At 46.3% G+C, this 22,335-nt stretch carries 20 protein-coding genes; 17 read left to right on the top strand and 3 right to left on the bottom strand.

What is annotated here, in order from left to right:
* Positions 1–299: 299 nt before the first annotated feature.
* Positions 300–1,148 (bottom strand): class I SAM-dependent methyltransferase, encoded by an 849-nt coding sequence (locus tag ACQ6WK_RS14450; RefSeq protein ID WP_432798091.1) that lies wholly within the window; start codon positions 1,146–1,148, stop codon positions 300–302.
* A gap of 85 nt (positions 1,149–1,233) precedes the next feature.
* A complete protein-coding gene (locus ACQ6WK_RS14445) occupies positions 1,234–1,638 on the bottom strand; it encodes a hypothetical protein (protein WP_432798090.1) in 405 nt (134 codons plus the stop codon).
* Between the two features lie 236 nt (positions 1,639–1,874).
* On the opposite strand from ACQ6WK_RS14445, the gene lepA reads away from it, so the two are divergent.
* The 17 genes from lepA (at position 1,875) to ACQ6WK_RS14360 (ending at position 20,276) form a co-directional block, all read left to right on the top strand.
* Positions 1,875–3,698 (top strand): translation elongation factor 4, encoded by a 1,824-nt coding sequence (gene lepA, locus ACQ6WK_RS14440; RefSeq protein WP_432798089.1) that lies wholly within the window; start codon positions 1,875–1,877, stop codon positions 3,696–3,698.
* Between the two features lie 156 nt (positions 3,699–3,854).
* Positions 3,855–4,331: a bis(5'-nucleosyl)-tetraphosphatase gene (locus ACQ6WK_RS14435; protein ID WP_432798088.1), complete on the top strand. Its 477-nt coding sequence runs from the start codon at positions 3,855–3,857 to the stop codon at positions 4,329–4,331.
* A gap of 457 nt (positions 4,332–4,788) precedes the next feature.
* On the top strand, positions 4,789–5,277 hold the full coding sequence (locus ACQ6WK_RS14430) for a type II secretion system protein (RefSeq protein ID WP_432798087.1): 489 nt from the start codon (positions 4,789–4,791) through the stop codon (positions 5,275–5,277).
* 276 nt (positions 5,278–5,553) lie between these two features.
* Positions 5,554–5,826 (top strand): hypothetical protein, encoded by a 273-nt coding sequence (locus tag ACQ6WK_RS14425; RefSeq protein WP_432798086.1) that lies wholly within the window; start codon positions 5,554–5,556, stop codon positions 5,824–5,826.
* Positions 5,827–5,869: 43 nt separating this feature from the next.
* Positions 5,870–6,358 (top strand): pilus assembly FimT family protein, encoded by a 489-nt coding sequence (locus ACQ6WK_RS14420; RefSeq protein WP_432798085.1) that lies wholly within the window; start codon positions 5,870–5,872, stop codon positions 6,356–6,358.
* A gap of 91 nt (positions 6,359–6,449) precedes the next feature.
* Entirely contained in the window at positions 6,450–7,622 is a 1,173-nt protein-coding gene (gene pilM / locus ACQ6WK_RS14415) for a pilus assembly protein PilM (protein WP_432800409.1), read from the top strand.
* Positions 7,619–8,317 carry a PilN domain-containing protein gene (locus ACQ6WK_RS14410; protein WP_432798084.1) on the top strand — a complete coding sequence of 233 codons (699 nt, stop codon included), beginning with the start codon at positions 7,619–7,621 and terminating at the stop codon, positions 8,315–8,317. The genes pilM and ACQ6WK_RS14410 overlap by 4 nt, the downstream gene beginning before the upstream one ends.
* Positions 8,307–8,864 carry a type 4a pilus biogenesis protein PilO gene (gene pilO, locus ACQ6WK_RS14405; RefSeq protein WP_432798083.1) on the top strand — a complete coding sequence of 186 codons (558 nt, stop codon included), beginning with the start codon at positions 8,307–8,309 and terminating at the stop codon, positions 8,862–8,864. The genes ACQ6WK_RS14410 and pilO overlap by 11 nt, the downstream gene beginning before the upstream one ends.
* Before the next feature lie 5 nt (positions 8,865–8,869).
* Positions 8,870–9,415 carry a hypothetical protein gene (locus ACQ6WK_RS14400; RefSeq protein WP_432798082.1) on the top strand — a complete coding sequence of 182 codons (546 nt, stop codon included), beginning with the start codon at positions 8,870–8,872 and terminating at the stop codon, positions 9,413–9,415.
* 91 nt (positions 9,416–9,506) lie between these two features.
* The gene (locus ACQ6WK_RS14395) at positions 9,507–11,834 is read left to right on the top strand and encodes a type II secretion system protein GspD (protein ID WP_432798081.1); all 2,328 of its coding nucleotides are present in this window, start codon (positions 9,507–9,509) and stop codon (positions 11,832–11,834) included.
* Positions 11,835–11,930: 96 nt separating this feature from the next.
* Entirely contained in the window at positions 11,931–13,154 is a 1,224-nt protein-coding gene (locus ACQ6WK_RS14390; protein ID WP_432798080.1) for a tetratricopeptide repeat protein, read from the top strand.
* Between the two features lie 57 nt (positions 13,155–13,211).
* Positions 13,212–14,693 carry an ATP-binding protein gene (locus ACQ6WK_RS14385; RefSeq protein ID WP_432798079.1) on the top strand — a complete coding sequence of 494 codons (1,482 nt, stop codon included), beginning with the start codon at positions 13,212–13,214 and terminating at the stop codon, positions 14,691–14,693.
* 54 nt (positions 14,694–14,747) lie between these two features.
* Positions 14,748–15,170, top strand: a complete 423-nt coding sequence (locus ACQ6WK_RS14380; protein WP_432798078.1) for a response regulator — start codon at positions 14,748–14,750, stop codon at positions 15,168–15,170.
* Positions 15,167–16,813: an HD domain-containing phosphohydrolase gene (locus tag ACQ6WK_RS14375; protein WP_432798077.1), complete on the top strand. Its 1,647-nt coding sequence runs from the start codon at positions 15,167–15,169 to the stop codon at positions 16,811–16,813. The genes ACQ6WK_RS14380 and ACQ6WK_RS14375 overlap by 4 nt, the downstream gene beginning before the upstream one ends.
* A gap of 87 nt (positions 16,814–16,900) precedes the next feature.
* Positions 16,901–17,239, top strand: a complete 339-nt coding sequence (locus tag ACQ6WK_RS14370; protein ID WP_432798076.1) for an STAS domain-containing protein — start codon at positions 16,901–16,903, stop codon at positions 17,237–17,239.
* A 17-nt stretch (positions 17,240–17,256) separates the two neighbouring features.
* Entirely contained in the window at positions 17,257–18,993 is a 1,737-nt protein-coding gene (locus ACQ6WK_RS14365) for a GspE/PulE family protein (RefSeq protein ID WP_432798075.1), read from the top strand.
* Between the two features lie 59 nt (positions 18,994–19,052).
* Entirely contained in the window at positions 19,053–20,276 is a 1,224-nt protein-coding gene (locus ACQ6WK_RS14360; RefSeq protein WP_432798074.1) for a type II secretion system F family protein, read from the top strand.
* An 80-nt stretch (positions 20,277–20,356) separates the two neighbouring features.
* On the opposite strand, the gene ACQ6WK_RS14355 is transcribed toward ACQ6WK_RS14360, so the two are convergent.
* On the bottom strand, positions 20,357–22,288 hold the full coding sequence (locus ACQ6WK_RS14355; RefSeq protein WP_432798073.1) for a DNA gyrase/topoisomerase IV subunit B: 1,932 nt from the start codon (positions 22,286–22,288) through the stop codon (positions 20,357–20,359).
* Between the last annotated feature and the right edge of the window lie 47 nt (positions 22,289–22,335).

Here is a 22,335-nt window from a genome sequence, read left to right as displayed (position 1 = left end):
AATTGTGGTTTGTCGAAATTGTGAACTAGAAACGAATCATTGAATTGCATGGGCAAAAATGTGGCTACCGTTGACGGCAAATATCAGTGTATACAAAAATTTCTAGAAACTAAAGATAAATATCTGAAAATTTAGAAATATTAAATCGCGGCCAGTTAATACCGCCTCTTCCTGAGCAAGTACGAAAGGAATAGGCGACTGTTTTGGCTTTAAGTGTATTTATATCAGTTAGATATGGCTTATTTGCCCTTTAGGGAAAGTTGGCATCAGGTTCATGTACGATGGAGAATTACTAAGAATCAGTTCTTCTGGAGGATCAAAACATTATCAAGTTCTTCGCCAAGTGTGATTGGATCGGTGATGTCGTGGTGGAAAGAGTAAGTGGCGAGGTGGGTGAAATCAGGGACAGATGTGATTAGAGATTGGAGCTGTTTAAGGTTGTAGGTGCGGAAGGTCCAAGAGGATTCGTAGAATTCAGTTTGGGCATTGGGTTTTGGTGCGTTGAGGTGATTGTTTGATCTGTTGTGATTCTCGAGAGGCGTGACGATGAGACGAGAGCGGACGGCCTCGGTGCGCTTGTGGTAATTGGGTGGCCAAGATTGGATGTTGCAAGTGACATGAATGTTTTTGTTTTGCGCGGTCCATCGTTCGCGAAGGCGAGTGGTTTGATTGGTGGGTGTGAGGTGAAGCCCGAGGATGTAGAGGCCGCCGGGTTTGAGGTGGTTAGCGACGAGCTGGAGGTGGGTTCGGGCTGCATCTTCGGTGAGCAGATATTTGAAAGTCGAGACGAGACAGTGAGCGAGATCAAACTTCGTTTTGTAGGAAAAGTCAGTCATATCAGCTACAGAGAGGTGGGCACGTTTACGTAGTTTCTTTAAACGTTTTTCAGAGAAGTCGATCATACCGGGTTCAAGATCAAAGCCGGTGCAGTTATGGCCGCGCTTGGCGAGCGAAGCAATGAGTCGTGCCGAGCCACAAGCAGGTTCGAGGATTTTTAGCTGCGACTTATTTTGTGATGAGCGTTTTGTTGTGCAGTAAAGTTCTGTGACTGCTTCGATGAAGTTGGTTTCCTCGCGCGTACCTTCGTCGAAGATCATGTCATAGTAGAGTGGGGTGCGATACCAGTCGAAGGGTTTGTAGGTTGGCATGAGGGTAGGGTAGTGGCGTACGTGGCAATTGGCAAAGTGTTTCAAGAGATGAAATCACAGAGAGCTCGGTGATCATAGAGAGTGGTTAATGATTATTAATGCTTTGTTCATACAGCTTGACGGCTTCTTCCCATGCTTGATCGAAAATGTTTGGGGCAAAGCGTTTGGTGATTTCAGCTTCCATGACGGTGTTGTAAGCCTTGGTGGTTTGGATGATCTGTTCATCGACGATACAACCCGCGACCATGTTGATGTGGATGTTGTATTTTTGAAGCAGGATTTCTTGGTATTGGGTGGAGGCGGGGTGGGGCAGGCCATAGGTTCGGATTTCGAGATGGTTGTTGTCGATGTCGATGTTGGCTTGATTGTGAGCTTGTGTTGTTTGACGCCATGCCGGGATCTGGAAACAGATGATGCTGATCGTGAGGATCGCGGTGGGGATCAGAACCTTCAGAGCACGATGGGTTGTGGTATGTTTTGTATTGCTCATGATGCGCTCCGCAGTTCCGGTGGTGCTTATCACGATTAGACGCGGCGGGGTGCAGATTGTTCCACCATGGGTGAGGGTTGGCATGTGATTGCAGATGTTTGGGTTGGCTGGGAGCTGGGGGCTGTGGGTGCTACAATATAGATCTCTATCGCAGGGCGATGCAGGGCGGGGCGATGTGACGATAGGGATAGTCGGGGAGGTCCGAAAGAGCAGCCTATTAGGATTGACATAAGTCCATGAAGATACGTAACTTTTGTATTATCGCGCATATCGACCACGGTAAGAGTACGTTGGCGGACCGGATGTTAGCCAGCACTGGTGCGGTGACCGAGCGCGAAGCGCGCGAGCAGACTTTGGACGATATGGACTTGGAGCGGGAACGTGGTATTACCATCAAGGCCAGCTCTGTGAGTGTGATCCATCACTATAAAGGTGAGGATTACATGCTGAATTTCATCGATACACCGGGCCATGTGGATTTTCATTACGAGGTGAGCCGGGCACTACAAGCGTGTGAAGGTGCGATTCTAATCGTAGATAGTGCGCAGGGTGTGGAAGCGCAGACGGTGGCGAACGCATACTTGGCGATCGAGGCAGATCTGGAAATGATCCCGGTGATCAACAAGATTGATTTGCCGGGGGCGCGGCCAGAAGAAATTGCGATTGAGACAGAGCATGTGCTTGGGTTACCTGCGGATGAATGTATCTTTACCAGTGCGAAGACTGGCGCGGGGATTCCAGAATTGCTGGATGCGATTTGTGAACGGTTGCCAGACCCGGCACCACGGAAAGCAGGTGACGATGCGCCGGAGAGCGACAATGATAAAACACGGGCGCTGATATTTGATGCGAAGTACGATGATTATCGCGGGGTGGTGGTTTACTTCAGGTTGTTTAGTGGCAAGTTGAAGGTAGGGGATAAGATCCGCATGATGGGGACGAAACGCGGTTTTGCGGTGGGCGAGCTTGGGAAGTTTAAACCGAAGATGGAGCGGCAGAAGGAGCCGATGGAAGCGGGAGAAGTGGGTTACATGGTGGCGAGTATCAAGACGCTTGCGGATGTGAATATTGGTGACACGATTACGTTGGATAACGATCCGGCGGAGCAGGCGCTTCCGGGTTATCAAGAGCCGCACCCGATGGTGTTTTGTGATTTTTATCCTGCAGGCGAAACGCAGTTTGATGACTTGCGTGAAGCGGTGACGAAGTTGCATGTGAATGATGCGAGCTTTACGTATCAGCCGACCAACAGTGAAGCGCTGGGCAGTGGGTTCCGCTGCGGTTTCCTCGGCATGCTCCACATGGACATCATTCAAGAGCGGCTTGAACGTGAGGGCGATGTCAGTCTGGTGCAGACCGCGCCGACCGTGACGTATGAGATTGCGCTGCGGAATGGTGAGGTGATCGAGATCACGAACCCGGCGGATTTGCCAGACCCTTCGTTGATTCAAGAGATCCGCGAGCCAATGATCACAGCGGAGATTATCGTGCCGAACGATTCGATCGGTGACATGATGAAGTTGTGCGATCAAAGGCGTGGCTTGTATCAGAAGCAACAGTTCCTCAGTGAGACACGACAGATACTCGAGTATGAACTGCCGTTGGCGGAGACGATCTACGATTTCTATGACAAGCTCAAGTCGATTACCAGCGGTTATGGCACGATGGACTATCAGCTTGGTGAATTTAAACGTGACAACCTTGTGAAGATGGATATCCTCGTTAATGGTACGAAGGTCGATGCACTGTCGGTGATTGTTCACCGTGACAAGGCGGAGTATCGCGGAAGGGTACTACTTAAACGATTGAAGCAGGAGATCGACCGCCATCTGTTTGAGATTCCGCTCCAAGCGGCGATTGGTGGCAAGATCATTGCACGTGAAACAATCAAGAGTGTCGGCAAGAACGTGACGGCGAAGTGTTATGGTGGTGATGTCACACGTAAGCGGAAGCTGCTGGAGAAGCAGAAGAAGGGTAAAGAACGCATGAAACGCGTTGGTACGGTGGACATTCCACAGGAAGCGTTCATGGCGGTGCTTGATACAGGTGAAGAAAAATAGAGCTACATAGAGGTTCTAGAATGTCATGGCGAGGTCAATGTTGAGCGAAGTGATCATTTTGTACTGTGAATGGGGCAGGGGATTGGGTTAGAATATAACCATTGTTGGCGGTGAAACGGGATGTGAAAGGATTGATCCCGGACAGGAGAAACAGTTTTGGCAACGAAACTATCGACAGGTTTTAAAGAGATGGAAATCAAGGAAGACGCATCGTTTGGTGTAGTGCCGATGATTAAGGGTGAGGATGGGGTGCGTAAGTTTTTATTAGTGAAGCATCGCAAGGGGCACTGGGGCTTTCCGAAGGGTCATGCTGACGCGGGAGAAAGTATGGCGGAGACTGCGGTGCGTGAGTTGGCTGAAGAAACCGGGATTAAAGATGTGAAACTAATTGATGGAGCGGTGTTTGAGGAGTTTTATGAGTATGTCTCCAAAAAGGGGAAGTTTGTTCGTAAGACAGTGACATATTTTTTGGGTAAGGTTGGTAAGAAGTATGAAGAAGGTTTAAAGCTGCAGGTTGAGGAAGTGCTTGATGCTGCTTGGGGGGATGTGGGGCAGACGCGGGAACGCCTAACTTTTCCAGAGGGGCGAGAATTATTTGATCGAATCGCATCATATATAGATACGCAGATGTGATCCTAGCAAGGTAGAATCGTGAAATAAAAGCGTGTTATATGGCACGTTTTTTTTTATTGCGCGCATGGTAGATAGGGATCTGTCTTAGTTGAAACGAGAGGCAGCCTGAAGACGTGTAATGTTTGTACGGTTTATAGCGGTTGGGTAAATACTTGAGCTTTGGAGACATTGATAAAGAAGTAAAACGAGTTTGACTTGTCGTGAATTGTATTGTCTAGATTAGGGAAGTCGTTTGCGGAAATATATGTAAAAATAAGCCGTAAATGATAAGTCGCCAGTCTGGTTTAAGTTGATAGGTCAGGTTGACGATCAGGCAAGTATATAAGGTGAACCCGGAAGTGACTCTCCGTATTGCGGAGGGGTGAAGGTAAAGGGTAAGCCAGTTGGAGCGGCGGATCGTGTGATTCCGTTGCGGCACAAAAGCATTGGTTGGTTCAATCATTTAGGAGAGTAGATTATGATGTCGGCACGTCAAACAATGAAAAAAGGGTTCACCCTCGTTGAAATTCTGATTGTGGTGGTGATCCTCGGTATTCTTGCAGCAATTGTGATTCCACAGTTTACTAGTGCGAGTGAAACCGCGAAGTCATCAAGTGCAGTCAGCACCTTGCAGACCATTCGTAGTCAGCTTGAACTGTATCAGGTTCAGCACAATGGTGAGTATCCTACACTGACTCAGATGTGGGGTAATATGACTGCAAAAACAAACACTGATGGTACAACAACGGGTACACCGAAACTTGGTCCATACCTGCAGAAAGCACCTGCGAATCCATTCTTCAGTGGTGCAACCAGCACAGGTGTTGCCGCTGATTCAAGTTCTGGTTGGCAGTACAATGCAGCAACCGGCGAAGTTAAGCTCGTTCTGCCTACAAGCATCACAACATCCGAAGCAACAGACCTCGGCCTTGATACGACCAACGATGTGGTTGTGACTGCAAGCTAAAAGTTGTGGATAGTTAAGAAGTGAATGAAGCCGCGGCTCTTAATTGAGTCGCGGTTTTTATATGTCAATGACGTAGAGGATTGAACGTATGTACAGATAGGAGAGGGATTATATCTTCGTTTTTACGTGAGTCCGAATAACCCGCAAGGTCCGCATAACAATCACTAGGGTGATGAAAAGCAATGTGATTCGCATGGATACGGCTCAGTGGTGTCGGATTTTAACCGATGGAATGAGTACTTGGAGGATTTAGTTAACCTAAGAAGGGGAGTTTCTATGAAAAACTCACTGCGATATTTGAATACAATCCTAACTGTCATTGCACTTTTATTGACGCTCAATCTTTGGGCAATGTGGCAAGGCACGCCCGGTGGTGAAGCCGCTAGCTTCGGAACAGAGGCGCATGCTCAGGGTATTTCCAATTCAGGCGCACAGCGAAAAATGATGATTGACCAGTTGAAGCTACTCAATAAGGGTGTTGCTTCGATGGAACGTTTACTTGTGAGCGGCAAGGCACGCGTGCGAGTTGAAGGTGAAATAGATAAGTAAATCTTCAGGGAGAAAGCCTGCAAAGATGGATAGGCGAGCACCAATGCATCATAAGCTACACGGTTACACCTTGATTGAGGTGCTTGTTGTAGTAGCCATTATTGGGATTGCTGGATCTGTGATCGTGCCGGCTATGCTACGGGCCGGAAGTCTTGGTGTGCAAGCAGCATCGCGAATTATCATTTCCGATTTGCTTTATGCGCAGAATGATGCCATCGCAAAACAACGGAAACGAACGGTAAAGTTCAGCGTATTTGGCGACTCCTATGAGTTGCTGGATGAGAATGATGATGTATTGGACGTCAGTTGGAAGGGTGGCAGTACAAAAAACTACAAGATTGATTTTCAAAACGATTCACGTTTTGAGGGTGTAAATATCACGAAAGTGGATTTTGATACAGAAGTAGAAGTCAGTTTTGATGAGCTTGGTAGCCCCAGCAGTGCGGGTGTGATTGAGCTTGAATTTGAGAGTGAAAAGTATCAGATCAATATCGCGCCATTCACCGGAAAGGTAACAATCAAAAGATTGTAGTGGTGCACAGATGCTGAGCATAAGTGAAGTTGCCAGTATCAAATGACAAGAGAGATTTGTGAGCACGTTTGCCAGGGCGTGCTTGGGGATCATGAAGTGCTTTGTGACTTGCCTAGGAGGCGAGAATATCAAAGGGGAGAAAAGAATGCTTGGAGGCATTTGGAAAAAACACAAGTTTCCGATTGCGGTTGATGTAAGTAACCGTAGTGTACGTCTGCTTCAAGCAGAGCTGAATCACAATCGTTTGTCGGTTGCCTCAGCTAGCGAGGCATCTTTGTCTTGTGCGGAACACCGTGAAGATGATCGTTATGAGAAAATTCTTTGTGAGGGGATTAGTCAAGCAATTTCAGCCGGTTCTTTTGTTGGTAATCATGCAGTGCTGTGTTTGCCAGCTGCGCGTGTTTCAGTGAAGCATATGCGTCTACCGCAGATGCCAGCCGATGAATTACCTATGGCGGTTAAGTGGGAAGCTTCGCAACGATTCGGATACACAGAAGATAGTCATGTGCTTCAGTTCTACGGTGCGGGTGAAGTCCTGCAAGGGGACGAAGTGCGTGAAGAGATCATCATTTTTTCAGTAAAGAAAGCTCAGGTAGACCAATATATCAATGTCTTTGATGAATTGAACATGGTATTAGGTGGAATAGAGGTTGATGCAGCAAGCTTGCTTCGCTGGGCGGCATATCGTGGCAAGCCCAATGCGAAGTCTGCTGAGATTGAAGTAGATGCCGAAGTGATTATAGATGTGGGGCAATATCAGACCAGTGTTCTCATACATCGCCATGGTCGAGTTGTTTTCTATAAAGTGATTGAGATCAATGGTCATCGATTTGATCGAGAACTATCCGATCATTTGAATATCCCTGTTAATGAAGCACATGATTTACGCATGCGTCATTGTGATGCAGGCGATGAGTTTGGCGCTGATCGAATATTAAAAGAAAAAGCACAAGAAACCTTACGGAACATTGCTGCAGAACTTGCTCGTGAGATTGGTTTATGTTTGCGCTATTTTAGTGTGACGTTTCGAGGGAAGCGCCCCGAAGTTGTCACGTTGATTGGAAGTGAAATATCACAGAAGTGGCTTACTGAAATAATTGAAAATCAGTGTGGTGTATCGATTCATACTGAAAATGCATTGGATGTTCTGGATAGCAAGGCGGAAGCAGAGAAGCTTTTGTTGTTAGATAGCAATATGGCATGGGCAACATCTATTGGATTGTCGCTACGTAACGGCGTGTCGTTACAAAAGGGGGCGGCATGAAAGATATTAATTTTTTACCTGATGTATATATGAAGCGACAAGCACGTCGAAATCGTGTGGTACGTGAAATTGTACTCATTGTTTCGTTGTCATTGGTATTTATTGGTTGGTGGGCCGTTGGTTTTCGCGAAGTGAGTGTATTGAAAAATGAATCGATTAAGCTGCAGCATGAAGTTTCCATGGCGGAGAAATTACAACTTGAGTTAATTCAATTACAGAAAGAGCAAGGCCAACTTGAACGTGAAATGAAGCTCAAAAACGAATTGTCTCAGCCTGTACAGTACACGCAAATTATCGCGAAAATTGGATCTCTCCTACCAGAGAGTGTGGCGTTGCTTGGTTTAGAGATGCAAACAAAGCGGCCTAAACCGATGACAGCCACTCAAGCGGCGGCAAAGGCACAAAGAAAACCTGCGCGGAGCCGTTCTCGTAACCAAGATCAGAAGAAAACGCAGCCGGTTATAGATGAAATTTCAGTTGAATTTGATGGATTAGCACCAGATGACTTACATGTGGCAGAAGTGATCTCACGTTTGAGTGACTGTCCGTTATTCCGTGGTGTTGAGCTTCGTTTTAGTCGAGAGGTTGAAAGAGACGGCCTGATTGGACGCAAATTCAAACTGCGTACGATTGTGTCGTTGTCACATGAGTATGCGAAGCCATATGTGGAGAGGGAGATGGCCGATGCGTATTGAGAAAGATCAGGTAAAGACGTTAATTGCGGCGGCGTTATTAATTATTGTATTTGCGAGTTTGGTTTGGTATCCGCAGCAGCAAACAAAGGTGGCGTTGCAGAAAGAGATCGATACAGCCAAAGAAACATTGGGTATGAATCAAAATTCTGAGAGTACATTAGCTGCACGGAATAATACGGTTGAGCGATTGAGAGAAAAACTAAGTGGTGCGCAGCAGCGTGTACCGGGAAAAGATGAATTAGCGGATGTTTTAACAGGTTTGACGCGGGCACTGCGGCAGAATCATCTACAAGAGCAGGAAGTGATTGCTAAGCCAATTGAATCATATGCCGCCTATAACGTGATGCCAATGGTGATGGATTTTGAAGGTAGTTTTCCCGAGACATTTGGTGTGCTTAAATCGATTGAGAGTATGCCACGTTTGATTCGGCTCGATCAGTTAGTGATTGGGAATGTCGTCGGAAGAGAGAATACACGCGAGAGATTGGCGATTCATCTTGAATTAAGCACCTTCTTCTCCGAATCGGGTGAGAGAGGTATGGAATAATGCAGATGCTAACGAAGATTATCAACCGTATTCCACAACGTGACCGTAAAAAATACGGTGTATTAATTGGAATGTTTGCTGTAGGCATGCTGCTTTGGGGCCGCTTGCTCTTGAAGGAAGTACCACGCACAGCGACAGCTGTTCCCGCTCAATCGGTACAGACGGTAAACATTAACAATGAAACAGGCAGAGCTTTAAGGGCTAAAACACCGCACGCGGTTGTTGAAGTGAGTTTGCCCGGATCGCTTACACGGAATGTGTTTGAATTTGACGCTAATCCGTACAGACGGACATCAACTTCTGATAACAATGGCGGGCTTGCAAAGTTAGCGTCACATGGAGCCGATGAAGCACAAAGAATCGCCGAGTTGCGTTTAGCAGCATCGAAATTGTTTCTTAATAGCGTGGTCCTTGGTGAGAAGCCACACGCAGTGATAAACGGGATCGTTGTGGTACCTGGTGAAGAGATCATGGGCTTCAAGTTAAGCCAGGTATCAGACAGAATGGTCGAACTAACAAAAGATGGCGTCTTGCTGCGATTACGTATGTAGAGTCGTCACCAAAGTGAGGCACGAGAAGGAGTTGAGCATGGGTATGAGAAAAACCAGGAAGTGGTCTTCCGTTTTTTTATGCACAATGGGTATGATTTGTACCGGTGGGGTGCATGAGGTAAGCGGGCAAGTTCAGGAAGGTTTGACAAATGGGGGGGAACCTCCGGTTGTCGATCTTTTCAATGAAGGTGAAAGCGATGCTGAGCTTCAAGGTCAACATGTTGCAGTCGGCGACTATGGTGTTGTTGATCTGCATGTGAAGGATCTTGATCTTACAAAAGTGCTTCAACTTCTGAGCATTCAAAGTCAGCGCAATATTATTGCAAGCCGTAATGTGGCGGGTAGTGTGAGTGCGGACTTATATGGTGTTGATTTTTATGAAGCACTTGAAGCAATCCTAGATAGTAATGGATTTGGTTATCGTGAGAACGGCAACTTTATCTATGTCTATACTAAAGATGAGCTGAAAACACTTGAAGAAGCGGATCGTGTCGTTGAAACAAAGATTGTTCATTTGAACTATCTGAATGGTCAAGATGCTGCTGCATTTGTTGAGCCACTGCTTTCAAGTGCAGGTAGTGTAACTGGTGTATCACAGGTTGCTGATGGTTTCGAAGCAACCGTGAGTGATGGGGGCGGGAATTCATTTAGCCAAGTTGTGACACTTGTAATCCGTGACTATGAAGAGAATCTGGAGCAGATTTTTTCATTGTTAGAGCAACTTGATGCGCGTCCAGCTCAAGTATTAATTGAATCATGGATTCTCGAAGCAAGTCTTGAAGAGAACAATGAATTTGGCGTTGACTTTGCGATCTTCACCGATGTTAGCTTTGGTGATTTTACCAAGCCATTGGATGCAGTGAACGATATCATTAATGGTACCCCAGCGAGTCCGGTTAATCATGGCCAGATTGTGACATCACAAGTTGGTCAAACCCAACAGCTTGGTGGTGCAAAGGTGGCGCTGTTTGGTAACGACTTCTCCGTGTTTGTACGTGCTTTAGATCAAGTAACGGATACAACCGTGCTGGCTAAGCCGCAGGTGATGGTACTCAATCGTCAGCGTGCCAATCTTCTTGTTGGTCAGCGTCTTGGTTATTTGTCGACGACCCAAACAGAAACGAGTACGACTCAGACCGTTGAGTTCCTTAATGTTGGTACGCAATTGATGGTGCGTCCTTTTATCTCCGCAGATAACTATGTCCGTATGGAGATTAAGCCATCCGTAAGTGAAGGCTCAACACGTGTTGAAGCTGGCGCAGTGATTCCAACTGAAACAACAAATGAGATGACGTCGAACGTGATGGTTCGCAGTGGTCAGACTGTTGTTCTTGGCGGCTTCTTCAAAGAAAGCAATCAGATCGACCGTCGTCAGATCCCAGGTATGGGTGATATTCCAATTGCTGGTGCTGCTTTCAAGGGTCAAGACGATACGATCAATCGTAATGAAGTGATCTTCATGATTCGCCCAACTGTCGTAAAAGATAAGCAACTTGTTGATATGGGTAACAGTGCACTTGATGGTGTACAGAAAGCTATCATGGGTTCACGTGACGGTCTTCTTCCGTTCAGTCAATCAAAGATGAGCGCTGCTTACCTTCGTGATGCACGTGACCAGTTGGCACGCGGCAACACGGAAAAAGCACAGTGGGCGATTGATGCGGCAATCTACATCGATCCAACTAGCGTTGAAGCTATGCGTATGAAGGAACAGCTCACGGGTGAGCGAATGTACTACAAGGCGGATAGTATTCTTGATCAAGCAGTTGATTCAATGATCAATGCTGAAGTGCAGAAGCATTCTGACGCTATGGAAGAATCTATTGAAGCACCTGTGATTGAAGAAGCATCTGAAGTTCAGTCGCCAGAATTACCAGCGATTGAAGCCGCTGTTACTACACCTACAGAAGTACCTACGGCCATTGATGGTGACATCGCACCAGAGCTTGCTAAGAATCAAATTGAAACCAGGACTTCTCAAGATGAACTTTCGAGTGTTCCTGATGGCGGCGATGGATTGCATGGCACTTACAAACAGTACAACACTGAAGATGCTGAAGAAATTGCGAAGCAAGATGGTGCTGAAAGCGAAGCGATTGTCACCAAGCACGGCAAAGATGAAACCGTCGCGACGGATAATACTGAACAGCCCTCACTAACTGAAGCTGAGATTCAAGAGATTATTGCCCAGGAAGCTGCACGTGAAGCTGCTGAGATGGAAAAAACAGAAGCTGATGTGAAGCAGACGACATACACGCAGACTGGCGTTGAGGCGACGGAAGCCGAATCAACTGAAGGCTCATTGAATATTTTCAGCCTGATGGATGAAGTGATGGGTTCTGATAAGGAAGCTGAAGCGGAATCTGTTGATAAAGTTACTGAGGTCGATACACAGACCGAAGAGCAGCCAATGAAATAAGTTGGCATACACAATAGTGAATACGGCTCCTGGGGCTTAACGGCCACAGGAGCATTTGCCAAAGGGTGTGGGTAGAAAACAAGGAAGGGCGTTAAGATGGACAATAAAATGAAATTCAGGGTGATTGCTGCAATAGCAATGTTTAGTGTCGTTGTTTTGATTGGTGGCTGCCAAGCTGGCAATAACAACACACACAAGCAATGGATGAACGAAGCAAAGGATCGATATCTATCGTTGCGCTCGGGTATGAAATTGCAGATGGCGGTTCAGCAATTCGAAACGGGTGACTTTGAACAGTGTGAGCGTACACTGAACGAAGCGATGGGTATGGATCCTAAGAATGATAGCTTGGCATTGCTGGCTGGCCGCTTATCGCTTGAAAAGGGGCGTCTTGAGCGAGCACTCCATTGGTTCAATCGAGCAATTGAGCTTGAAGAAAAAAATGCAGACGCATTCTATTATCGTGGTGTTGTTCAGCAACGTTGGAAGCGATATGAACAGGCTCTCGAAAGCTATCATGGTGCATATGAGTTAGAGAAGGATAATCCGTCGTACTTACTTGCTGAGGCTGAGATTTTGGTCGCGCTTGATTTCGTTGATGCCGCGATAAGCAAGGTGGAAGACAAGCTCGATTATTTCGATCATATTGCAGGGCTACGCGTAGCGTTGGCACATATGTATCGTGTGAAGGGTGATCATGAGAAAGCTGCACATTACTTTGGTCAAGCATCTATGCTTGAGCCAGAGAATCTAAAGTTGCGCGAAGAGCAAGCGATTTCTCAAGTAAGTGCTAAAGATTTTCAAACAGCAGTGGTTTCTCTCAAGGCTTTACTTGAGAATCCTGAGTATGTGACTCGTAATGATCTTCGACGTTTGTTGGCCGAAGCCTATGAAGGTGCTAGTCAAGTAAAAGATGCTCGTCGTATTTATGCAGATCTCACTGGTACACGCGATTCTCAAGTAGATGATTGGATACGCTACGGTGAATTATCTTGGGCAATGAAAGATTGGAGTGGTGCGCTGCGTGCAGCAAACCGTGTGATGTCTACTGCTCCAGATCGGCACGAAGGCTATTTGCTTGCTGGGATGATCAGTCAGAAGCGAGGCCGTTTAGATCAAGCAATAAAGTATTTTGATCGATCAGCGGAATTAGCTCTAGGTGATGCTGTTCCCTGTATTTTACGCGGTTTGAGTCTGCAGAAGGCAGGGCGAAAATCTGCTGCAGTTGAAGCTTATCGTGAAGCCCTTCGTCGTGAGCCTGAAGACCTTCGGGCACGTAAATTATTGCAAAGTCTTGTGCCTGATCAGATGTCATACTGATCTTCACGGGTTTGTTGATTGTCTCAGATTAAATTTGGGCAGCAGAGGGGCTTTGTTTTGTCGTCATTGAAATGGCTTAGTTTTGGGATTGGTGCCGTGAGCAGCGTAGTGATCATGCTGTTGGTACTTCTCATATCCGAGGCAGGTGGATCGCTTGCTATGAGCAATCTTCCGATGATGCTGATTGGTGCATTGGTTGGGGGCTTTGTAATTGGACTGATTCATTGGATTTTCATGGATCAACTTGAGAAGGAAACGGCGAACGCAGCCAATCATGTTGAGCAACTTTGTCATGGCAAAGCGCTTCCGGGTGAGTATCAAGGTCGTTTTGGTTTGGGCGTAGTTCTTGAGGTGATCGAGCAGACGTTATCCTCAATGTCACAACGGCAGGAGGAGTTGGTAACGAAGCGAAAAGAGCTTGATATACGCCTTCGCCTAGCTGAGGCTGAACAAAAACACCTAACGTCAATCCTGGATTCACTCAATGATGCGGTCGTTGTTACTGACACCTTTAATGAGGTCGCGTTAGCAAACGCAGCAGCGGAAGAGCTTTTCCACTTCAATCTCGATAAAGCAAGGCAATCGCCGGTGGATCATGTGATCAATGATTCTGCATTAACAACATTGATTAAAGATACCCGTGAGGGGAATCGGGCGGTAAGAAAGCGCCGTCTCGAACAGCGTATTCAGCAGGCTGGTCGTGAGGCGATCTTCGATGTGACGCTTTCATGTGTAAAAGAAAAGATGTCGTCACAGACAGAGAGCTCAGTAGCATTGTCCGATGAATCGGCTTCAGGTGTTGTGACAATACTACGCGATATTACTCGTGAGCGCGAGATTGCTGAAACTAAGAGCGACTTTGTCTCCAATGTATCGCATGAATTGAGAACACCTTTGTCCAGTATCAAGGCATACATGGAAATGCTGATTGATGGCGAAGCTCAGGACGATCAAACACGAGCGGAGTTCTACAACATCATTCAAGGCGAAACCAATCGACTTTCTCGATTGATTGATAATATTTTAAATATCAGCCGTATCGAGAGCGGCATTGTTCGAGTTCAGCGTGAGCATATTTCGTTGTCCGCGGTGATCAAGGAAGCGGTTGGTATTATGTTGCCGCAAGCTCGTGCAAAGCAAATCGAATTGGTTGAAGTACCGAACCCAGATTATTTTCAAGTTTTTGCTGACCGTGACATGATTCTGCAATGTGCTTTGAATTTATTCAGCAATGCTATCAAGTACACCGATGTCGGTGGACGCGTTAGTGTGTCTGTAGGGGTTAATGAAGGTGCGCGGATGGTAACGGTCGCAGTAAGTGATACGGGGGTTGGCGTTCCAGATTCTGATAAGCCTCACCTGTTTGATAAATTTTACCGCGTTGCAGACCACAAAAACCTTGCAAAGGGAACGGGTTTAGGGCTGAACTTAGTTAAGCATGTTGTTGAAACAGTACACGGCGGTGAAGTCGGCGTTGAAAGTAAAGTCGATAAAGGAAGTACATTTACGTTTGCACTCCCAATTGCCGACAACGGATAAAGGGAAGACTCTGATAATTTGTTTGTTTCACGGAAGATAGTCAGTGAGAAGGGCATGAAAGGCCGATTGATGATTAAGCAAAGCACCATTCTGGTTGTTGATGATGAAACGCATATTTTGCATGTAGTTTCCTTGAAATTACGTAATGCTGGATATGAGATCATTACTGCGGAGGATGGCGAGGAAGGTTTGGCAAAAGCTTTGTCCCACAAACCTGACTTGATCATTACGGATTATCAGATGCCTTTTATGACAGGTTTAGAGCTATGTATCAAGCTTAAAGAGCATGATGAGACTGCAGGTACACCCGCATTGATGTTAACCGCAAGAGGATTAAGCCTTGAAAGCGAATATTTTGAGCAAACAAATATTGCGGGGGTGCTAACCAAACCATTTAGCCCTCGTGAGATTCTGATGCGGGTCGAAGAGTTACTTAGTCCACAAACTACCACCAATGAAGTAAAGAAAGCAAGTTGATACTCAATCGAACACAATCTCTACCTGCAGGTGTTTCACCTAAGCTTCGTCAAAGAATTGATGAGCTGGGTTTGTCTGTGCTCGATCTTTCCTCTACTGGGAAATGTTACCCAGTTGGACAGGTTGATATTGGTTTGGGAATGATGGTGGGAACGCGAGCGTTCATGAATATGATCGGTTATAAGTGGGAGGAGTTATCTGCTGAAACCAGTGAGGTGGTTGAGGTTTGTGACGGGTTGTATTTTGCGAAGATGCCAATCCGTCGCCGTCGTCGGACGGACGAGCGTTTTGGAAATCAGATGATCGTTGTGGTATTGCTCGGCAGTAATTTCATTGGTTGTGAATTCATTAATGAGGCTGCTCGAGAATTGGGATTGCAGACGGGGCAACTTATCTCGCAACTAAGTCCTAAAGGCTTTGTTTCTGCTGACGAAGCGCAGCGACTCGCTTCTATGCTGATTTGGATGTATGAAGATGTTTCTGAAGTCGATCGGCGATTAACCGAGCTTCAAGGCATGAGTACAGAGCTAAGCGAATCTTATGAAGAATTAAGTTTGTTGTATAAATTGTCGGTCAACATGCGCGTGAATCAAGAGCCTGCGCTGTTCTTGAGCGATGCTTGTGAGGAGCTTCAACAAGTAGTTGGGTTTCGATGGCTCGCGCTTCAATTGATAGACGATGACCCTCGTCTAGGTGAACTTGCGGGGAAAATGATTGTTGCTGGGGATATGAACCGCGATAATCGTGCGGTGCATGAAGTAGGCAGATATTTCCTTATGCGCATCGGCGACAACAATCAGTGTATGGTGTATGACAATACAAGCGAAGCTAATGTTCCTTTGCTATCCAAGTTGGCAAGTACAATGCTGATTGTGCCACTCCATTTTGATGGCAAGCCGTTGGGCGTTATGTTTGGAGGTGATAAGCTTGATGGATCGCATATTAGCAGTGTTGATACAAAATTATGTGATTCGCTAGTTAACAGTTTATCGATTTTCCTTGGCAACATGATGCTGTATGAAGATACACAATCAATGTTCCTTGGCACGTTGCATGCGCTTACGAGCGCAATTGATGCGAAAGACTCGTATACGCATGGTCATTCTGAGCGTGTTGCTTTGATGAGTAAACTTCTTGCTGAAGCAGCAGGCATGGATGCTCATTTTATTGAGCGAACGTATATTGCAGGCATGCTGCATGACGTTGGCAAAATCGGTGTTCCAGAAAGTGTGTTGTGCAAACCTGGTAAACTTACAGATCAGGAATTTGATCTTATCAAAAGACATCCTGAGATTGGTGCGCACATCCTTCAGGATATTCGGCAAATGCAGGATCTAATTCCTGGTGTGTTGTGTCATCACGAACGCTGGGATGGGCGTGGTTACCCAAACAATCTTGTGGGCGAGAATATTCCCATGATGGGTCGTGTTATTGGGCTTGCAGATTCGTTTGATGCGATGAGCTCAAATCGAACATACCGTAAAGCACTTGATCTTACTGAAGTATTAAAAGAAATAACCAGATGCAAAGGATCGCAGTTTGACCCGGATTTAGCAGATGTTTTTGTACGGTTAAATTTTGATCCATTCTTTGAACTTATTGAGAAACATCAGACAGAGCAAGGGCATAGACGGATCGCTTGATAGAAAGACAGTAAGTGCATACGAACCCCTGGGAGGGATGTTCATTTGCGACTGCAGTGAAGTGTGCAGGAGTCATGGAGAAAGATTTTGGTTCGTTTAAATAGTATAGATCATGACCATGTGACAGTGGTCGGTGTACGTGGCGAGCTCATTATGGATGAGTGTGAGCGGCTGCGTAAACATATCATTGAACAAATTGAATTGAAAATTCATGACTTTGTTGTGGATTGTCATGAACTAGAACATATTGATTCGAAAGGTCTTGAAACACTTATTTGGATTCAGGAGCATTGTGCTGATTATCTTGGACAGATGCGTTTGGCAGCTTGTCCGGAGCATATGCAAAAGATTTTGGATATTACGCGGCTTCAGTCGCGGTTTACTTGCTTAGATTCTGTGAATGAAGCACTAGAGAGTTTACGTTAGGGAGGAGATTTCGATCGATGGTTGCATCGACGGAAAATAAGAAGATACAAGCTCCGTTACGTTTGGGAGATTTGTTGGTTGAAAAGGGCGTGCTTACTGCGGCGCAGATTGAGCACGCGCTAGCTTTTCAGAAAAATTTACCTCATCGAAAGTTACTCGGTGAGGTACTTGTCGAATTAGAGTTTGTAACTGAAGAGCAGGTGCTGGAAGTACTTGCGGTTGCATATGATGTCCCATTTGCCACCCTTTCGGCTAAGCTTGTCGATGCAAATGTGTTTGAATTGCTGCCAAAGGAGTACTCAGAAAAACAGAAGGTTCTTCCACTATTTCTCGTTGGTGGCAAACTGACACTTGCGATGGCTGAACCTGCGAACGTTTTTCTTGTAGAAGAAATTGAGCGGATGACGGGGCATGTCGTTCAAGTTGTTGCTGCAACAGAAAAGGATATCCTCTCAACATTGCAGTCAATCAGTGCCAACGATGGCGTATTTGTTATTGAAGATCTTGTTGATGACATCGAAGAAGCAGATCTGAAGTACGTTGAAAGTCAGGTCGAAGATATCTCTGATATTGAGGCGGGTGGAGATGAATCCCCAGTTATCCGCCTTGTCAATGGAATTGTTTTCGGGGCGGTGCGTGACGGGGCAAGTGATATTCATATTGAGCCTGATGAGAATACCTTGAGAGTTCGATATCGTGTTGATGGTCGTCTTTATGAAAAAGCGAACCCACCAGCTTCGATGTTGCCTGCGATTGTTAGTCGTGTGAAAATCATGGGTGGCATGGACATCTCCGAACGCCGTATTCCACAGGATGGTGGCATTACCGTACAAGTCAAAGGGCGGCAGGTTGATTTACGTGTATCGACAATGCCCGGCAAGTTTGGCGAGAAGGTCGTGATTCGCATCATCGATCGCGGCAATGCGATGAAGACACTCTCGCAGCTTGGTTTTTCCAGTGAAATGATCGATCGATACCGACAGGTTATTCATCAGCCCAATGGCGTAGTGCTTGTAACCGGGCCGACTGGTAGTGGTAAATCGACCACGCTTTACGGCACACTCAATGAAATTAACAGCAACGAGATTAATATCTCCACCGTTGAAGACCCTGTTGAATACAGTATTGCGGGGGTTAATCAATTTCAGGTTCAAGAGCGTGCTGGTTTTACGTTTGCTGGTGCGTTGCGGGCACTTCTGCGTCAAGACCCCGACGTCATTATGGTTGGTGAGGTACGTGACGAGGAAACCGCACGTATTGCGAATCAAGCAGCACTGACTGGCCACATGGTTCTTTCGACACTTCATACCAACGATGCGCCTAGTGCTGTGACGCGATTGATTGATATTGGTCTGGAGCCTTATCTTGTTGCGGCAACAATCCGTGGCGTTCTCGCACAGCGGCTTGTACGTAAAATCTGTCATCTTTGCAAAGAGAAGGTTGATCAAACATCTGATGTACAACGTGCAGTCAAAACACTGGTTGGCAATGGCGAGCCAGTTCAAGAACTATATCACGGTGTGGGTTGCAATAAGTGTCGAATGACTGGCTACTCCGGCCGCATTGGTATATATGAACTACTGACGCCGTCGGATGCATTGCTTGAAGTGGTCAGCAAAGGAGGCACATTGCAAGACATTAAACGTAAAGCGATTGAAGATAGCTGCTACATCACATTGCGTGAGGATGGCATTGAGAAGGTCAAAGCAGGGTTGACCACGATTGATGAAATTCTTCGTGCAACCACAGTGTAAAAGCAGCATGAAGTGAGGCAAACCTATATACGGAAGTATAGGTGAACAGGAGCAGGAAGATGGCTCAGTATAAATACAAAGCACGAGATAGGCATGGAAAGTTACAAACAGGCCTGATCTCCGCGGTAACTAAAGAAGATGCAGGGCGCATGCTTCATGGCGAGGGTAAATTCGTCGTAGCACTTGATGTAGCAAGTACTTTCTCTCAGTCAGATGATGATGTTGCTGGCGGTAGTGGTGGAAAGATCAAACGTGCCGATGTAATCACATTTGCTCATCAACTGGCAGTTATGATTGAGACTGGTGTGCCTATAGCCGAAGCGCTTGAGTGCGTGAGTAGCCAGTCGCCGAATGAAGCATTCAGAGAGGTTGTCAAAGATATTTCAGAACGGGTGCAATCTGGTTCGGAATTCAGCGCCGCTCTTGGAGCGTATCCGAGAATATTTCCACCCGTAATGGTGAGTTTAATTCGAGCCAGCGAAATGTCTGGCACGATGGGTGTTATGCTCGATCGTATATCGAATTACATGCAAAAAGAGGCACAAACCGCAAAGAAAATCAAAAGTGCATTGACCTATCCTGTCGTAATGATTGCGGTAGCACTTGGTGTAATGGTTTTTCTTCTCACATGGGTGTTGCCACGTTTTTCAGGTATTTACGCTTCTAAAGGAGCTGCGTTACCTATGCCTACGCAGATGCTTATCACCATGAGTGATATGCTCATTGGCTATTGGTGGGCATGGCTTCTTGGAATGGGTGCGCTTATTGTTGGCTACATCATCACGTCACGAAATGAACAAGGTAAGCGTACAATTGATTACGTCAAACTGCATTTGCCAATTTTAGGCCCATTGTTTAACAAACTATACATTACACGTGGTTGCCGCACGATGGGAACCATGATCAATGCTGGCGTGCCGATTCTTGATATGGTCGGTATTGTTCGTGAAGTTACTACGAATCGTTTGTACGATGATTTTTGGGATGAAACGGACGAGATGCTTCGCCGAGGTACGCAGCTATCAGAAGCGATGTTTAATTCAAAACTGATTCCTAGAAGTGTTTCGCAAATGATTTATTCCGGCGAGAAGTCAGGCCGGCTTGGTCAGGTTCTTGAGCGTGTTGCAGAGTACACCGAAGTAGAGTTTGATGATCAGGTTAAAACAACTACGCAATTCATTGAGCCAGCAATGATCGCGATCATGGGTTGTGTGATTGGTTTTGTGGCGATCGCATTACTGCTGCCGATCTTTTCGGTTGGTAAAGTGATGAGTGGTGGTTAAGACCGATTGGTTTGGGATATAAGAAAACTCCGTATGCCTCATACGGAGTTTATGTTTGTTAAAGATATGCAGAAGGATCGCTATACATCAAGGTCATCTGCATCTTCAGCATGTTGCATGATAAATGAGAAGCGAGCTGCAGGGTCTTTCCCCATTAGTTCATTCATGATGCGGTCTGCGGTGAGGCCATCAGTAATGTCAACGCGTAAGAGCCGTCGCGTTTTTGGATTTAATGTTGTTTGCCAAAGTGTTTTTGGCATCATCTCACCTAGCCCTTTGAATCGCGTAATCTCGATTTTCGCATTGCCTTTTTGGTGCTTCGCAATGAGTGCATCGCGATCATCGTCATCTGCAGCCCAGTAGGTTTCTTTCGCGATATCAACACGGTATAGCGGTGGTACAGCTAAAAACACTCTACCTTCTGTGATCAGATCCTTCATGTGCCGAAAGAAGAATGTGAGTAAAAGTGTCGTGATGTGATGCCCATCCGAATCAGCATCAGCAAGTAGAATCACTCGGCCGTACCGCATTCGATTTGGATCGAGATCCTTGCCTACTCCGCATCCTAGTGCGGTAATGAGATCCGAAATTTCTTTGTTTTGCAGCACTTTCGAGAGTGCCAGTGATTCGGTATTTAGCACCTTGCCGCGTAGCGGTAAAATCGCTTGGTGTGTTCGATCTCGACCTTGTTTTGCGGATCCGCCAGCAGAATCACCTTCGACGATGAACAGCTCTGTATTGTTGCGATTAGATGTTAGGCAGTCTGCAAGCTTGCCTGGTAGAGTAAGGCGATTTGACGTTGCGGACTTGCGCGATACGGAAGCCGAGGCGGCACGTGATGCTTCTCGCGCCCGTGCTGCGGCAATGATCCGCGATACAATCGTTTCCGCAGTGGTACGATTATGGTTCAGCCAATGTTCTAATGCGGGGCGTACTGCGCCATCTACAAATGATCCGATCTCTGGATTGTTCAAGCGGTCTTTGGTTTGCCCCTGAAATTGTGGGTCGGGGATAAAGACAGAAAGAATCCCAACAATACCTTCTCGGATATCGTCATGTGTGAGCTTCACGCCGCGTGGTGTGAGATTGTGTGTATCAATAAAGTTGCGAACTGCTTTAGTAATACCGGCGCGTAAACCATTCTCATGTGTACCGCCTGATGCCGTCGGGATGCCATTGACATATGATTTGACGACTTCGTCGGTTGCCTCGGTCCAATGGAACACAAACTCAAGTTTGCCTTCAATACCTTCTTTTTCTAGGGCAAAGTGTGATCCATTAATAGGTTTGGCGTTATGTTCTTTGGTGATCTTTGTCAGAAAATCTGCAATGCCATCTTTGTTTTCAAAAACTTCAGTAGTGCTCTCGACTTCATTTTTGAATGTTACTTTTACTGCTTTATGGAGAAAAGAGACGATTTCAAGGCGTTGCCGAATAGTGTCTGCATTGAAGTTCGTTTTCGGGAAGATTGTTGGGTCAGGATGAAAGTAGATGGTGGTGCCTGTGCCACGTGCGCCACCACGTTTCTTTAGTTTTCCTTCCGCCTTCCCTTGCTTAAATGAAAGCTGATATTCTTTGCCATCACGTTTCACGGTAGCAATAAGCTTGGTAGAGAGTGCGTTGACGACTGAGGCGCCGACGCCGTGTAGTCCACCGGAGGTTTTGTAGTTCGCGTTTTCAAACTTACCGCCAGCGTGCAGCGTGCAAAGAATAATCTCAAGTGCCGATTTTTTATGCTTTGGGTGGATATCTACCGGAATGCCACGGCCATTGTCTGAGACAGTAATCGATGTACCGTCCTTGTGGAGTGTGAGAGTGATGTCGGTTGCGTGACCGTTCATCGCTTCATCGACGCAGTTGTCTAGGATTTCCCAGACGAGGTGATGCAGCCCCGCCGAGCCAACACCACCAATATACATGCCGGGGCGTTTGCGGACAGGATCAAGGCCTTCAAGAACAGTGATGTCCTTGGCTGTATAGGCTTTATTGGATGCTGCTTTCTTCTTTGCCATATTACTCTGCTGATGAAATAGGTCTATTTAGTGATTAGTCGTTAATT

The sequence above is a fragment of the Poriferisphaera sp. WC338 genome (assembly GCF_050931845.1).
In the GTDB taxonomy this organism is placed as follows: domain Bacteria; phylum Planctomycetota; class Phycisphaerae; order Phycisphaerales; family Phycisphaeraceae; genus Poriferisphaera.
This window is presented reverse-complemented; position numbering and strand designations above follow the sequence as displayed.